We start from the raw sequence: 15,377 nt of genomic DNA, 5'->3' as shown, positions 1-15,377 counted from the left end.
CTATGGGCGCCGGACTGGCAGCCCCGTCTACAAACGCGCCTGCCTGCACGCATCAAGGAGAACGAAACGTGCATACCATCGTCATCACCGACGCCGACTACGAATCGCTCGAACCCGAGTTCGAAGAGGCGGCGGCCGCCGGTGTGCAGCTCGTGGTGCGCTCCTGTCGCACGGAGGATGAGGTCATCCAGGCAGGGCAGGGTGCAGACGCGCTCATCGTCCAGTACGCGCCGATCACCGCACGGGTGCTGGATGCTCTGCCAAACATCCGCGCTATCGGCCGCTACGGTGTCGGACTGGACATGATTGACCTCGCCGCTGCTGCTGAGCGCGGCGTCGAAGTCCGCGGCGTGCCTGATTACGGAGTCGAAGAAGTCAGCGATCACGCGATCGCCCTTACGCTTGCAGCCGCAAGGGGGCTCGGGCAGCTCGATCGAGCGATGCGCCGCGGCGAGTACGATGTCACGGCGGTAAAGCCGCTATACCGCATCCAGGGGCGCACGTTCGTCACCCTCGGACTCGGACGCATCGGCGCCGCAACCGCGCGCAAGGCGCTGGGACTCGGATACCAGGTCAAGGCCTACGACCCCGCGGTAACCACCGCTGCGCTACAAGGCCCCCTCGCGGACGTCGAACTGATTTCGTTCGACGAGGCCGTCGAGTCCGCTCACGTGCTGTCCCTCCACCTACCGCTTACCGCGGACACCACCCACCTCATCAACGCCGACGTCCTCCGCAGAATGCGTTCAGACGCGATCCTGGTCAACACCTGCCGAGGTGGTGTTGTCGACACCGGCGCCCTCGTAGAGGCCCTCCAGTCACACACGATCGCGGCAGCAGGCATCGACGTGTTCGAGGAGGAGCCTGTGCCGGCTACTCACCCGCTCCTCGCGCTCGACAATTTGGTCCTCACGCCCCACGCGGCGTGGTACTCCGAGCAGTCATTCGAGATCCTCAAGCGCCGCACGATCCAAACCACAATCAGCGCACTCGAAACGGCGCTGCAGCAGGGGACGACAGCATGACGATGCCAATCACTCCAACGATGACAGCGGCGCTCTGGCATGGGGCGGGGGACGTCCGAATCGAGGAGGTCGTGGTCCCTGCCCGTCAGCCTGGGCAGGCACTCGTGACGATCGAGCGGGTAGGGCTGTGTGGAACGGACATCGGCATCGTCGGCGGCACTCACCCCCGAGCCCGTGGACCGCTCATCTTCGGCCACGAGATGGTCGGACGCGTCGTTGAATCCGACGACCCCAATCTGCCCGCCGGCACCCGTGTCGTCCCCGAGCCTCTCATCAGCTGTGGGCACTGCCGTGCTTGCCGCACCGGCGACGCGCACGTCTGCCGAACATTGACCATGTACGGCATTGACCAGCCCGGCGGCCTCGCGGCCTACGCCACCTTCCCCAACGAACTCCTGCATGCCGTTCCACCACACCTGGCGCCTGACGTCGCTGTACTCGCTGAGCCTCTCGCGGTTGCAATCCACTCCGTCGCAGACGTCGATGTGCGCGGCGGGATCATCGCGGTTGTCGGCGGCGGGCCGATCGGACTGCTCACGGCGATCGCGGCACGCGCCGAGGGTCTTGGTGACGTCATCATTGCCGAACCCCACGAGGGTCGTCGACGAACCGCGCAGGCCCTGGGATTCACGTCAGTCGAAAGCGTCGACGAACTGCGCAAGCTGTTGGTTGCGCGCACAGACGGCGAAGGGGCGGACGTGACATTCGACTGCGCGGGGCACCCATCCGTCGCGATCGAGCTCAGCGCGCTCACTCGTGTTCGCGGCACCATCGTTCTCGTCGCGGTCTACAAGAAGCCCGCCCCCCTCGACCTGCGCGCCATCAACTTCACCGAGCAGCACCTAGTCGGCACACGCGTCTACCGCTCCGAGGATATCGACACGGCCATCACGCTGCTCGCCGGCGACACCGTCGACTGGTCCGCCTTCGGTGTAGTGCAATTCCCGCTCCATGACGTCGACCAGGCTCTCGACGCAGCCTCCAACGGCACTTTCGGAACGAAAGTAGTCATCATCTGCGGAGGCGACGATGTCTGAACTCCATTCCCTTCCGTACCGGCTGGTCGGCTCAGAGGCGGTGGTTACGGGTGGCAACGTCGGGCTAGGAGGGGGAGTGACTGCCGCGCTGCTCCGAGGCGGCGCGAACGTCACGGTGCTCAGTCGATCGGAGCCCGATCCCGCACTCTCAGGAATCGCCGATGCGTCCGGACTTACCTTGCGTCACATCGCGGTCAATCTCGCAGACGAACGTGAGACCGAACACGCCCTCGACTGGCTGCTGAGCAAGATCGAGATCGACATCCTGGTGAATAACGCCGGTGTGCAACGGCGGTATCCCGCGGAGAACTTCCCCACTGACGAGTTCGACGCGGTGTTGGACGTAAACCTCCGAGCTGTCTTCCATGTCACGCAACGAGTTGCTCGGCCGATGCTGGAGCGAGGCCGGGGACGCGTCATTTCGATCGCCTCACTACTGAGCTACCAAGGGGGGTTGAACGTCGCCGCCTACGCAGCTAGCAAAGGCGCAGTCGCGCAGCTGACCAAAGCTCTCTCCAACGAGTGGTCCGGCCGCGGAATAAATGTTAACGCTGTCGCCCCGGGCTACATGCAGACGGCACTCAACGAACAGCTAATCGCGGACCCCGTCCGCTCCCGTCAGATCTCCGAACGCATCCCCGTCGGTCGATGGGGACAACCAGACGACATCGCCGGAGCAGTGTGCTTTCTGGCATCGACCGCAGCGGACTATGTCACGGGCATTGTTCTGCCCGTCGACGGAGGATGGCTCGCGCGCTAGAAGACAGCGTCCACGAAGAACATCGTCGGGCCCGACGGCTGCACTCACACCTTCGCCTGCCTCGCTTCGCTCGCGCGATCGCTTCGACCGCCGCTGATGCGACAGCAGCGGGCGAATCAGTCGTGGGAACGCTCGGTGGGCCTCATTCGGAGGGTTGAAGTGACGCGTTGGATGGAAACGAACCATTGCTCGGTAGCGGTGTCGATGTCGCCAATTATGGTGCGCATGTTGGTGAACCGGTCGCGGATTGTTCCGGATCGGAGTAGTGGCTCGAGGTGGGCGACGCGGTTACGCAGTCGGTAGATGCCGTCGACTGATGTGACGAGCTGTCGGACGGGGCGGTTGAGGCTGGGGAACGCGTCCGAGATTGCGTGCTCCCACAGATATTGCGGCCTGGATCGCGGTCGGGCAGGAGAAAGCGCCAGGTGCCGAGCGAGAGCTGTGCGAGCAGATCACCATGAGTTGCTGTTCGGGCGTGGTGGCGCAGAGCACGATCCGCGCGTGCCCTGGCACTATCGAGCTCGGATTGGCGGACAAGACGGCGTAGGAGCGGCGCGGGATCGAGCAGCCAGTCGCGACCGAAGCGCGCCCCGGACTGCCGATCGACCTGCTGTGCGTTCCAGATGGATAGTTGTGCGTCGATCGCGTTGCGAAGCACGACCTCGAACACGTGGAGTGCCTCGTGGGCTGCGCCGGAGATCTCGATGTTCCACTGATACAGCTGCAACGCGAGCTTTTCATTGCCGTTGGCGGCAGCAAGATAGGGCGCAAGTCGCTGGGTGGTGAGAAACGGTTCCAGTACGCGGAACAGCGGGCGCTCCGGCTTCTGGACGACGTCACTCATCTGGCCTAAACTAGCTGGTGAAAGCGGAGGCAGGTCTCTCCGTTCGATTTCTACACTGGCCCGGCGAGTTGCCCTCGTTCGGGCCAGTGGCATATCCGGCCCCCGTGCCCACAGGCTGCCCACAAGTGAACAGAATCGAGACCAACCGAAACGGGTTGAGTGCCGCGAACGAAGATCTGACATCCGCCTGATTCCGGGCTTCCTGATCGAACCAGGTCGGACTAGGTCGGGACTCATTGGGTTCAAATCCCTCCGTCTCCGCCACTAAATACCTGATCAGCGCATGTTTCGGATCGCTTCTGCCGCGAATCTGCCATTTTCTGCCTCATTGCACGATGGATTTGTTGAACAGACCTCGCAAGTACGCGAGTGACTTTCTGGCAATCTGCGAAGCCTCTCCGCGGATCGACGAGTTGGGCAACGCTGAAAACGCCGCCGATGGCGCCAATCCCTCCGTCTCCCGCTCCAGCGCTACGGCGCAAGTCGAGCCATGCGATCCGATCGCATCGCCGACTCTCCTCAAGTAAGTAGTGAGCTACTGATTGCACTGCGACCGAGCCTGCAACGGTGCATGTCGGTGTCGTCCTTCAGAATGGAACCGTGCCCGCCGTTGCCCAGGTTCTCGAGCTCACCCACCTCGCCGAGGGCGACGCCGCCTGGAAGCTTCTCCGCGCTGACAGTGCACCGGTGATCGCCGGTCTCCTCGGTATCCACCTTGGAGGCGATGAACGCAGGGTCGACGCCGAGGAGTTGTACGAGCGGATCGATGCCGATCTCGAACGGCTCCGCGCGCAGGGCATGTCATTGCCTCTCACCGCGAAGGGGTACTGCGGCGAGTGGCGGTCCGTCGGATTTCTGGTGCGCCGGCCCTCATCGGAAGCGCGCGGTGAGACGCTCGAACTCTCCCCGGACGCGATCGCCGGGATCCGATTCCTGCAGGGCCGCGCCGCTCCGCGATCGAGCGTGACCGAGTCGCGGCTTGCGAGCCTCGCTGCTCAGCTGCGTCGGCTCGCGATCGACACCGATCCCGATGTGTCGGCGCGCATTGTGCTGCTCGAGCAGGAGATCGAAAGGATCGAGCGACGAATCGAGAGCCTGCGTTCCGGTGACGAAGCCACGATCGACGAGGACCGGGCGCTCGAACGCATTCGAGACGTCCTGGCGCAGGCAGCGGAAGTGCCCGACGACTTCGCGCGCGTACGTGCCGAGTTCGAGGCGCTCAACGCATCGCTGAGGGCGAAGATCGTCGAGTCCGATGTCTCTCAGGCCTCGGTCGTCGATGAGGTTTTCCGTGGAATCGACCACATCTCCGACTCGGATGCCGGGCGCAGTTTCGCTGCTTTCGCGCAGCTCGTGCTGGACCCTGCGCTTGGTGCCGCGTTCGAGGCCGATATCCGTCGCATTCTCGACCGCGGGTTCGCTCGCGACCTTACGTCGGACGAGCGGCGGGCGCTGCGCTCCTTCCTGTCCACTCTCAAGGGCCGGAGCGCCGAGATCCATGACGTCATCACGTTGTTCGCGCGGGCGCTCCGACGTTACGTGCAGTCGCAGGACTATCAGCGCGACCGGGTACTACGGACCCTGCTGCGGGAGGCTCAGCACGCGGGTGTAGTGGCCGCGGCGCAGACGCGTCCGTGGCAACCGACGTCGCTCATGCTGGATCTCTCTGCCGTGGCGCTGTCGAGCGTTGGAGCGATCGATCTCCACGATCCGGCGGAGTTCGCTGCTTCGGAAGATGTCGTCACACAGATTGCATCCCTCGCGAGTCTCGAAGACCTGCGCAGGATCGCTCGCGAAACGGAGATTGACTTCGACGAACTGACCCGGAACGTGAATGGCCTACTTGCCGAAGTGCCGTCGTGCACCGTGGCGGATGTGCTCGCACGATATCCGGCGACGCAGGGTGTGGGCAGCGTGGTCGGGCTTCTTTCGATCGCGGCGGAGCAGGGCACCGTCGATCACGTGCCCGAGGTGCTCTCGTGGCGCGGTGCTGATGGCGTGGCGCGCGCGGCGCTTGTCGCAACCCATCGATTCACGGGAGCGGTGACATGAGCGATCCGACCACGGCCCGTGCCGCCGCCGGCGAGCCCACCGGCCTTTGGCGCGGCGATGCGGGGGATCTTCCGGATCGCACGCGGCGTGCGCTGCTGCGTCTGGTGCGTGGCCCCTATCTCTCGGGTGCACGGGAGGCGCTGCTCTGGGCGGTGCTCCTCACCGATGAGGCTGTGATCCGCTCGCGGCTCGCCGACCTCTTTCTGGAGCTGGTGATCGACCGTGATAACGAGTTCGCTTTCGTCCGCAACGCTCCCTCCGGCGATGCACCGAAGGCGGTGCGGTCCGAGGCGCTGACGTTCCTCGACACGGCGATGCTGCTCGTCCTTCGCCAGACGTTGCTGAGCGAGGGGGGCCGCGGTCGCGTGATCGTTGGACAGACGGAAGTGTTCGAGCAACTCGCCGTGTTTCGCACCGCCGATCGCGACGAGAAGGACTTCGCGAGTCGGGTCAACTCTTCGTGGAACAAGATGCAGAACAAGCTCCGCGTTCTGCACGCCGTCGGCGATGACCGCGCCGAGATCTCACCAGTACTTCGCCTGCTCGTCGACGCCGACCAGGTCCGCGCTATCACCGCGGAGTACCAGCGGATCACCAGCGATGGCGACGGGGAAGACACCGAACCGTCGATGAATGCTGAGGGCCAAGCCGAATGACGACGCTGACCTTCCCCATCGACGAGCCGGAAATCGATCCGGACAGGCCAGGCCAATGGCGCCTCGCCCAGATTGAACTCATCAATTGGGGCACGTTCACCGGCCACGTGGCGATAGACCTCGCGCGCGCTGGCCACTTGTTCACCGGCGCGTCGGGCTCGGGCAAGTCTTCGCTGCTCGACGCGATCGCCGCCGTCCTCACTCCCGACAAGTGGCTTCGACTCAATGCGGCAGCTCAGGACGGCTCTTCCCGGCAGAGTGATCGGACGCTGATGAGCTATGTGCGTGGGGCATGGAACAAGGAAGCGGACGAGAACGCCGATCGAGCCACGACGACTTATCTTCGCTCGAAGGCGACCTGGGGCGGCATCCTGCTGCGGTATCAGAACCTCCGCGACGAACCGGTCGTCCTGATGCGTGTGTTTCACGCGGCGGGAACGCGCGCCGATCCGTCGGCGCTGAAGGACGCACGAATCTTCGGTCGCGGCCAAGTGGAGCTTCTCGACATGAAGCCGCACGTCGAGGGCGGCATCGATGCGCGACGCATGTCGAAGGCCTTCCCCGATGCGCTGATCACGACCGGCGGACGGCACGGTCGGTTCCACGAGCGCATCGTCCGACAATTCGGCTTCCGCGGCGAGGCCACGCTCCAGCTTCTTCATAAGACCCAGTCCGCAAAAAACCTCGGGACCCTCGACGCGCTGTTTCGCGGGTTCATGCTCGACCAACCGGGAACCTTCTCACGCGCTGAGACTGCGGTCGAACAATTCACGGAGCTGGATGCCGCACACAAGCACGTCGTCGATCTTCGCAAGCAGGTCGACGCGCTCCGCAAGGTCGACGAAGCAATCACGGCGTTCGATATGGCGGGTGTCGAGATGGCGGCGATCTCAGACCTCCACGATGCGGTCGAGCCCTTCACCTCATCGCTCAAGCTCCGGCTCGCACGAGCGGCGGCCGGGCCCGCGCGAGCCGCACTGGCCCGCGCAGACAGTGAGCTCAGTAACGCCACGAGAGAACAGCGATCGGCCAGCGAGGCATTGGAGAATGCGAAGGCCCAGGTGCGAAACGAGGGTGGCGCGCGCGTGGAGCTGCTGCAGGAACGGATCGACAGTGCCAACCGCGACGAGGACATCGCTGTCAACCACCGGGCACAACTCGCTGCCGAGCTGGCCCGGATCGGCGCCCCGATGCCCGACGACTCGGTACAGTTCGCCGAGCTCCTCGCGGCCGCTGTCGCAGAAGCGACGCGCGACATCCCCGCGGTGTCATATGACGTTCGCGACGCTGCCAGTCAGTCGCGGAAGGCGCTGGACGTGGTCACGAAGCAGATTCAGTCGCTGAGGGATCACCGGAGCAACCTCGACGAGAAGCTTCTCAGAGCACGGCGGTTCCTCGCGGATGCTGTCGGCCTGCCAGAGTCGGCGTTCCCCTTCGCCGGCGAGCTGATCTCGGTCACCGAGCAGCATTCCGCCTGGCGCGGTGCGGCAGAACGCGTGATGGCCCCGTTTGCGACGACGCTCCTCGTGCGCGATGAGCACCTCGTCGCTGCACGTCGCGCAGCAGAGTCGCGCACACTCGGCGTACGACTGGTCATTGAAGCTGTCCCACACTCCGTCGACGAGCCGCGTCGACCCAAGGATGCCCGGTCGCTCGTTCACCGCCTCGTGGTAAGAGATGGACCTTTCGCGGCGTACATCCGTAAGCGCATCGTCACGGAGTTCGACTACGCGTGTGTCTCGCATCCCGACGAGCTGGACGATGTCGAACGCGGGGTCACGATCGGTGGCATGGTCAAGCGCAACTCGCGCAGATACGAAAAGGACGATCGTCACGACGTCGCAGACGCCACAAGGTGGGTATTGGGCGGCGATACGGAAGCGCGACTCGAGGCGCTGCTGGAGCGGCGACGTCAAGCGACGGCCGCGATGGAAGAAGCAGAATCCCGAGAGGCCGTGGCCGACGACGCCCGCCAGCAGGGGGTGACGCGGCGCGACGTCTTCACGCGCGTTTCGACGTTCAGCTGGGAACGAGTGGACGTCGCGGCCGCAGCTGCCGCGACGGCGGCTCGGCGCGAAGAACTTCAGGCTCTCACCAGCGAGTCGGGAACACTCCGCGACGCCCAGAACGCTGCCGAGCGAGCGGCTCAGCGACTCTCGGAAGCCGACAATCAGCAGGCTCTCGCGCTCGGTGGCAGGGCCGTTGCCCACAAGCACGTCGAAAGCATCGCGGCTCAGATCGCGGACCTTGCGGCGGCCCTGCACGCCCCCGTCGATGAGCCGATCGCCGATGCACTCGAAGTCCGTTTCCGGGCTGAGAGGCGCTCGGTGAGCCTGGAAACGGTGGACGAGGTCGCCCGAAGAGTTCAGTCGGGGCTCTCTAAGGAGAAGGATGCGGCAGCGGGTCGCGCGGCGGACGCTGAAGCAGGCTTCGCCGGTCGGGCAACCGAATTCCGGCTCGGATGGCCTGCGGCATCGGCCGATCTGACGCATGAGATCTCTGACCGCTACGGCTATCGGGAACTACGAGAGGGGATCCTCGTCCGCGGGCTACCTGAGAAAGAGGCCGAGTTCCGCAAGCTTCTGCGCGAGCGATCGCAGGACGTCGTCGCACACCTGCTCAGCGACCTCCGCGACGCCCCGGGACTGATCCGAGAACGCATCTTTCCCGTCAACGCCTCACTGGGGAGGTCGCCCTTCGAGGGGACGGATCACTTCCTGGAGATCGACGTGAAAACGACCAGAACACCCGAGGTCGACGAGTTCCTCGCCGATCTGCGCCGCATAGTCGAAGGCAACTGGGCCGACGAGTCTGCAGCAGGCGCCGAGCAGCGTTTCGCCGTACTACAGCGCGTGATCGGTCGACTCGGATCAAAGGACCGCGTCGACATCGACTGGCGCACCCGGGTGCTCGACACCAGGCTCCACGTGAGCTTCCTCGCACGTGAGAAGGACGACGCGGGCCGTGTTCTGCGGGTGTACGACTCAGCCGAGGGTCTGTCAGGCGGGCAACGGCAGAAGCTCGTGATCTTCTGTCTCGCTGCGGCACTGCGATACCAGCTCACCGAAGAAGAGGATGAAGTGCCCCAGTTCGGGTCCATCGTCCTCGACGAGGCGTTCGACAAGGCCGACAGCAGATACACACGCAACGCGATGGAAGTGTTCCGTGAGTTCGGGTTCCACATGATCCTCGCGACGCCTCAGAAGCTGCTCCAGACGCTCGAGCCCTACGTCGGAGCGATCACCTCAGTGTCCAACCCCGACCGCAACGCGTCACGACTGGCGAACGTGGTCTTCTCCATCGAACAGCCGAAGGCCGCTGCCACGCCGCACGCGGAGCCGCGTGCATGATCACGCTCGTCACTCCCCCCGATGTGCGCGCGCGAGCGAAGAAGCTCTTCGACCGTGACGCGCGAACGTGGGCTGCTGAACAGCAGACGACGATCGTGCTCGACGCTCCACTGCATCCGCCAACAGAGCGGGAGGCCCTCGCTGACCTCGACCGGGTCCGAGCGTGGGTCGACTCGTGGCGAGGGGTGCGCGAAGACTCCGGTATCGAGCTTGAGTGGACCGTCCGCAGTTGGTCACGAGTCGGGTCGCAGGAAGTGCCCGTGCGTGCCATCGTGCGGGGCCCCGAGGCGATCGCTCGAGTCGCGGGTGAGACGGACAGCTGGCGGCGTCTGGTCGCACGTCTCGACGGGCTGAGGGCCGTAGTCGGCTCGGACGCGCAGGTAGCACTCCGCACCCATGCCCGCTCGATCGCCGACCTCGAGGACGACGATTTTGACAGGTTCGTCGACGTGCTGACCTGGCTGCGTGCGAACGCGGCGTCGGGTCGACTCATCCGGGAACTGCCGATTCGTGGCATCCACTCCAAGTGGATCGAGTCTCGCAGAGGAGTCGTGGAGGCGTTGCATCGAGCCGGGACCGGTGCGACCGGACTGGGACTCCGCGAGCCGTCGCCGCTCGTGCGGATCCGTGTGCTTGACCCATCGCTCTCGTTCCACGGGCTCACCGACGTGTCGGCGCCCGTCGACGAACTCGCAGCGATCCCTCTACAACCTCACCGAGTCTTCGTCTTCGAGAACCTAGCCACGCTGCTTGCCATGCCGAACGTCTCCGAAGCGGTGGCGGTCCACGGCGGAGGGCACCGTGTCGATCTTGTCGCTCGGCTCCCTTGGGCGCAGACCGTCACCTACTGGGGCGATCTCGACTCACACGGATTCGCCATTCTCAACCGACTCCGAGCCAGGGGGGTCGAGGCAACCTCGGCGTTGATGGATTCCGGGACCCTCTTCGACCACCGGGATCTCTGGGGGATCGACCCCGAACCGCACGTCGGCCTGCTCGACCGACTCACGCCCGGTGAACGCGGGACGCTCCAATCGTTGAGCGCCGAGGGCAACGTCCGACTCGAGCAGGAACGCATCCCCTGGAGCTATGCGCTAGCCAGGCTCGGAGTGTCCTGACGTGTCGTGGACTTCGATTGCCGGCAAAGAAAAGTGGGGGGCAAAGGATAAGGGGCCTCGGCTTGCGCCGGGCCCCTTATGTATAAGCACCGATCCGCCGAGCGTCCGGTGTTTGTACGTCTAGTCTAGCCTCTGTGCCGCCGCTTGAGCCCGTGAGTTCCCGATTGATCGGTGACCCACGGTTGCAGCGGCTTCTCATCGATATGGGCGGGGATCCCCCGAGAGCCCACGAACTGTTCCAGTGGAACGTGCACGCCTCGGGCGCGGCGATGGAAGCGATCCACGTCTTCGAGCTCATTCTCCGCAATGCCATTGATCGTGAGCTGCGCGTATGGAACCAGGGCATGGCTGGAACGCCCGACTGGTTGCACCGGCCGCATCCCTACCTCCAACGGGCGCTGTACCGACCCGAGATCTCGAAGGCCTCGGCGCGGGCTCGGCGGATCGCCGCTGAACATGGTCGGCCGTTGAACCACGACGACATCCTCGCGCAGATGTCGCTGGGCGCCTGGCGGTACATTCTTCCCTCGAAAGCGAACAAGTCGAAGCAGAAACTGTGGGACGTGGCCATCAAGAATGCCTTCCCCGCGTGGCCAGGCGACTGGTCGGCAGACAGCGTCGTGAACCGGGTCGCGAACGTCCACGGACTCCGCAACCGCGTCGCCCATCTCGAGCCGCTGCACCGGTACGACCTGCGGCGGGTGAGACGAGACATGCGCAGTGTGTGCCACGCGATCGGGCCGGACGCCGCCCGCTTCTTCGTACAGACCGAACGTCTGCTCCCCGTTATCGAGTCGAACCCCGCAAGTCCCTGCTGAACCACTCGAAGCTGCCACGTTTCTGCCACAAATCGAAGCCGACCGACCTGATCGAGACGGCACATCGCAACGTTAGAATCCCTGGAATCAAGCGGGTTCACTTCGGTCCGATTGCCGTCGGCGCGAGTTCAAATCCCTCCGTCTCCGCCACAAAAGCCCAGTTCAGCGGGCTTTCATTATCGCAGCCGACCTCGTACCTCTGCGGAACTCGCTGCTCGAGGGACGTGTGCGTCAGCCCCGCACCTGCGCGCTTCCCGCCGCGGGAAGTTGGATGCGCAGAACCGTTCCCTCGCCGAGAACCGACGACACGGAGATGTCTCCTCGATGTGCGCGGACGATTTCGCGGACGATGGCCAGCCCCAAACCCGTTCGCTGCACCGCCTCGTCTCGGGTATTCGTTGCTCGGAAGAAGCGGTCGAACACCAGAGGGATCTCATCCGCCGGGATGCCCATTTCCGTGTCGGTGACGTCGATCGTGACGCTCGGACCCCCGTCCGGCCCTCTGCCCGGTATCACCTCGACGTCGACGCGCCCCGATGGCGGCGTGAACTTCACCGCATTCTCTAGCACGTTCGTGAACGCCTGTTCGAGCTGGTCCTCGTCCCCCTCGACGATCGTGGCGACGTTGCCGCCTATCCTGAGGCTCACGTTCCGAGAGTCGGACAGCGTGCGCAGCGATTCCTCGACCCGGTGGAGCATCGGACCGATCTCGAACGACATGGTGTTGGGGGTAACGCCAACGGAATCGAGCCGTTCGAGAACCAGCATGTCGCCAGCGAGGTCCTGGAGTCGACGCGCACTGCGCTCGATGACCGCCAGCATGTTCTTCGTGACGGGGGCCAACGGCGCTGCGTCGTCATCGAGCACCAGGTCGAGATAGCCCAATATCGACGTCAATGGCGTCCGCATCTCATGGCTGACGGTATGGATCACGTCGTTCTTGGACTTGTCCAGGTTCTTCAGCTGTCGGACCAGGTGTTCTTGGCCCTCCAACAAGCGAGCGAGCGCGGCGTGGCGAGACATCACCGTCAGGGCGGCCAGAGCAATCGTGGACGCGGCCAGCACCAACGCGATCGCAGGCACAGAGTTCTGAGTGGCGAAAAGCAGTACGCCGAGGCCGGCCAGGACGGCCAGGGCGGGGACGGGAAGAATTCGCACATGCGCGGCGGCGGTCCGCGGGTCGGGTTCGATCCGGGTGACCCCGTCTACCGAAATCGCGGCACAGGCGATCGCGGCGGTCCACGCAGCGTCGAGCGGGGTGCCGGTGGTGTAGCCGCCCCCGTGTGCCAGGAGGGCATAGGCGATGTCCGCTCCCGCGAACAGGAGGAACCCGAGGACGAGGAACTGCCACCGAGGCCCGATTCTCAAGGCCGGTGACGCGGAGATCGCGACGACAACGGTGATCAGGAGGAGGTCGAAGAGGGGGTAGAGGGCGGCGATGGCGCCGTTGAGGGGGGCAGCACCCGTCGTGGCGTCCGTGAAGACGGGGCCGAGGATCACGGCGAGCACGGCGGCCGCGCCGAGCGACGCTACCGCTCCGTCGAAGAGCGCGGATTTTACGGAGCCGTGGGACTGGCGCACGACCAGCACCAGGAGGGCAGCCATCGTGAGGGGGTAGTAGAGGAGGTAACCGAGGTCGGCGAGCGATGGCGAGGCGAGTTCACCCGAGGAGTCCATCGCGAAGGCGTAGAACGTTTCGCCGGCGGCGTTGAACGTGACTCCGGCCGCGGCCAGGATCACCTCCGGCCTCGAGAAATCCGTTCGCACCGCGACGAGCCAGAAGACACTGACGGGGACCCATTGGGCGGTTATCGACAGCCATATGTTCACCAGCGTGGAAGCCGGATCGCCAGGAAGCAGGAGTGCGCCGAAGTAGACCAGATTGACGATCACGGTGAGAGTGAGGAGCGCGCGGATGGTCCCGTTTAGGCGTCCGCTGCCGCCAGGCGACTGCTGGGCGCGGCCAGACCCGCTTGCAACCGACACGGTCGCACATCCGATCGCCTCACCGGTATCGCAGATCGCTTGTGTACCGTGCCGGTTCTCTTCGCGCCTATGCGAAAATCGTCGGCTGATGAGTGGGTGATTCGAATTAAGCGTAGTACGGGGTCTCGTCGTTCCTGGGGGATGTGTCCGTTGGTCGCGTGTCTGTTCAACGCGGCAGTTCATCGTGGACGCACGAAACGCGGTTCGGCGATGATGAGGACATGATGTCGCTTCACGGCCTCGAGGCCCTCAATCGGGCGTTCGCGGAGGAAGCGGCGGCGGTGCAAGCCGATGCCGTCGTGCAGAGCTCGATCTGGCCGACCGCCGGGCAGATGATCGATCATCTCGGGAACGTTCAGGCCTGGGTGACGGAGATCGTGCGTACTGGCGCAGCGGCGGACCGCAAGGCCTTCGTCCGCGCCGAAGATCGGGATCGCGTCGAGTGGTTCGCGCAGACGAGCGAGACGCTCGTCTCGACGCTCGCAGAGGCGGATGCGGATCGCGCGTGCTGGACCCTGTTCGAAGCGGCACCCGTCGCGTCGTTCTGGGGGCGACGGATGACGTACGAGGCTGCCAAGCATCTCTGGGACCTCCGCACCGCCGGTGACGCGACGCCACGGATGCCGGATGAACTGGATCTGAGACAACAGGCCGATGCCATCGATGAGTTCGTGGAGCTCTTCGTGCCCGCCGCGCGGCAGCGCGGGATCGAACCGCTTCCGCACGATCTCTTCCTGGCGGCGGACGACATCGACCGCAGCTGGGGAATCTCCGCCGACTGGAACGTGACCGGAATCACGCGGGCAGACGTGCCTGCGGGTTCTGAGGTGCTGCGCGCGGACGTCGGCGATCTGGCCCTGGTGCTCTGGGAGCGCGCGGACCCGTGGATGCTGTCCGATCGTTTCCGCATCGAGAACGGAGACCTGGCGCTGCGTGCGCTCGTTGACACCCCCGTGCACCTGTAGTCGGGATGATCGCGCAGCCGTAGCGGGCTCACCGTGTGCTGCTCGGGATGGGCGAAGCCCTGGATAGCACGTTGGCCGCCGCTGTCAACGCCCCATCCGTTACGAGGCCTCTGCGCTTGACTGTTCCGAACGAACCCCGCAGGGGGGTTCCTCGCGAAGGAAGGCCGCATCATGACCGCTTCACCGTCCGAGCTCGACAAGCTGGGTGAACTGCTGAAGAAGTTCCGTTTCGCGATGCTCACGACACGCACCGCGGAAGACAAGCTCACGGCGCACCCGCTGACCGTGCAAGAGGCGGAGTTCGACGGTGACCTCTGGTTCATCATCGGGAAGGATGCGTCGGCGGTCGAGGACATCGCGCGCAACCCGAGCGTGGGCGTCTCGTTCAGCTCGAACGACTCGTGGGTTTCGCTCGCGGGTACCGCGATCGTGGTGGACGACCTGGCCAAGCTGCGCGACCTGTGGAACCCCGCCGTCGGTGCGTGGTTCCCCGACGGCCCCGAAGACCCGAACGTCGTACTGCTCAAGGTCGACGCTCTCAGCGGTGAGTACTGGGACAGCCCCGGTGGCAAGGTCGCCACTCTGATCTCGCTCGTGAAGAGCAAGGTCACGGGAGAACAGTTCAAGGCGGACAACGAGAAGTTCGACCTCTGACGTCGTAAGTGGGGCGGCGGACGGATGCCGATGCGGCGAGAACGTAACAAGGTCCGCACGATCGCGTCACCTGGCCGAAACAGGACGTTCCTACGGTTGAACTAACCAATTC

12 protein-coding genes are annotated in these 15,377 nt (G+C 64.8%); 10 read left to right on the top strand and 2 right to left on the bottom strand.

The features are described from left to right. Window positions 1-68 precede the first annotated feature (68 nt). The 3 genes from ACIQ0W_RS00270 to ACIQ0W_RS00260 are packed head-to-tail and all read left to right on the top strand — an operon-like array spanning window position 69 to window position 2,822. Window positions 69-1,025 (top strand): C-terminal binding protein, encoded by a 957-nt coding sequence (locus ACIQ0W_RS00270; RefSeq protein ID WP_396640924.1) that lies wholly within the window; start codon window positions 69-71, stop codon window positions 1,023-1,025. A 2-nt stretch (window positions 1,026-1,027) separates the two neighbouring features. Then, window positions 1,028-2,062 (top strand): zinc-binding dehydrogenase, encoded by a 1,035-nt coding sequence (locus tag ACIQ0W_RS00265; protein WP_396640923.1) that lies wholly within the window; start codon window positions 1,028-1,030, stop codon window positions 2,060-2,062. Next, complete coding sequence (locus ACIQ0W_RS00260; protein ID WP_396640922.1) at window positions 2,055-2,822, top strand: SDR family oxidoreductase; 768 nt, start codon at window positions 2,055-2,057, stop codon at window positions 2,820-2,822. The genes ACIQ0W_RS00265 and ACIQ0W_RS00260 overlap by 8 nt, the downstream gene beginning before the upstream one ends. A 214-nt stretch (window positions 2,823-3,036) precedes the next feature. On the opposite strand, the gene ACIQ0W_RS00255 is transcribed toward ACIQ0W_RS00260, so the two are convergent. Next, a complete protein-coding gene (locus tag ACIQ0W_RS00255) occupies window positions 3,037-3,666 on the bottom strand; it encodes a hypothetical protein (RefSeq protein ID WP_396640921.1) in 630 nt (209 codons plus the stop codon). 600 nt (window positions 3,667-4,266) lie between these two features. Between ACIQ0W_RS00255 and ACIQ0W_RS00250 the strand changes: the two genes are divergently transcribed. From ACIQ0W_RS00250 to ACIQ0W_RS00230, 5 genes are all read left to right on the top strand, one after another. After that, a complete protein-coding gene (locus ACIQ0W_RS00250; protein ID WP_396640920.1) occupies window positions 4,267-5,718 on the top strand; it encodes a DUF3375 domain-containing protein in 1,452 nt (483 codons plus the stop codon). Beyond that, on the top strand, window positions 5,715-6,374 hold the full coding sequence (locus ACIQ0W_RS00245) for a DUF4194 domain-containing protein (RefSeq protein ID WP_396640919.1): 660 nt from the start codon (window positions 5,715-5,717) through the stop codon (window positions 6,372-6,374). The genes ACIQ0W_RS00250 and ACIQ0W_RS00245 overlap by 4 nt, the downstream gene beginning before the upstream one ends. After that, window positions 6,371-9,724, top strand: coding sequence for an ATP-binding protein (locus tag ACIQ0W_RS00240; protein ID WP_396640918.1), 3,354 nt, complete (start codon window positions 6,371-6,373; stop codon window positions 9,722-9,724). Before ACIQ0W_RS00245 ends, ACIQ0W_RS00240 begins: the two co-directional genes overlap by 4 nt. Further along, window positions 9,721-10,842: a DUF3322 domain-containing protein gene (locus ACIQ0W_RS00235; RefSeq protein WP_396640917.1), complete on the top strand. Its 1,122-nt coding sequence runs from the start codon at window positions 9,721-9,723 to the stop codon at window positions 10,840-10,842. The genes ACIQ0W_RS00240 and ACIQ0W_RS00235 overlap by 4 nt, the downstream gene beginning before the upstream one ends. A 152-nt stretch (window positions 10,843-10,994) precedes the next feature. Continuing rightward, entirely contained in the window at window positions 10,995-11,660 is a 666-nt protein-coding gene (locus ACIQ0W_RS00230) for a hypothetical protein (RefSeq protein WP_396640916.1), read from the top strand. A 231-nt stretch (window positions 11,661-11,891) separates the two neighbouring features. Here the strand turns inward: ACIQ0W_RS00230 and ACIQ0W_RS00225 are convergent, their stop codons facing one another. Next, the gene (locus ACIQ0W_RS00225; RefSeq protein ID WP_396640915.1) at window positions 11,892-13,646 is read right to left on the bottom strand and encodes a sensor histidine kinase; all 1,755 of its coding nucleotides are present in this window, start codon (window positions 13,644-13,646) and stop codon (window positions 11,892-11,894) included. Window positions 13,647-13,867: 221 nt separating this feature from the next. On the opposite strand from ACIQ0W_RS00225, the gene ACIQ0W_RS00220 reads away from it, so the two are divergent. Both ACIQ0W_RS00220 and ACIQ0W_RS00215 read left to right on the top strand, forming a co-directional pair. After that, complete coding sequence (locus tag ACIQ0W_RS00220) at window positions 13,868-14,611, top strand: maleylpyruvate isomerase N-terminal domain-containing protein (RefSeq protein WP_396640914.1); 744 nt, start codon at window positions 13,868-13,870, stop codon at window positions 14,609-14,611. A 171-nt stretch (window positions 14,612-14,782) separates the two neighbouring features. Further along, complete coding sequence (locus tag ACIQ0W_RS00215) at window positions 14,783-15,265, top strand: pyridoxamine 5'-phosphate oxidase family protein (RefSeq protein ID WP_396640913.1); 483 nt, start codon at window positions 14,783-14,785, stop codon at window positions 15,263-15,265. Window positions 15,266-15,377: the final 112 nt, after the last annotated feature.

This window comes from Microbacterium sp., assembly GCF_044340635.1.
Lineage (GTDB): Bacteria > Actinomycetota > Actinomycetes > Actinomycetales > Microbacteriaceae > Microbacterium.
Note: the sequence above shows the minus strand (reverse complement) of the source record. Positions and strands in the feature narration are given on the sequence as shown.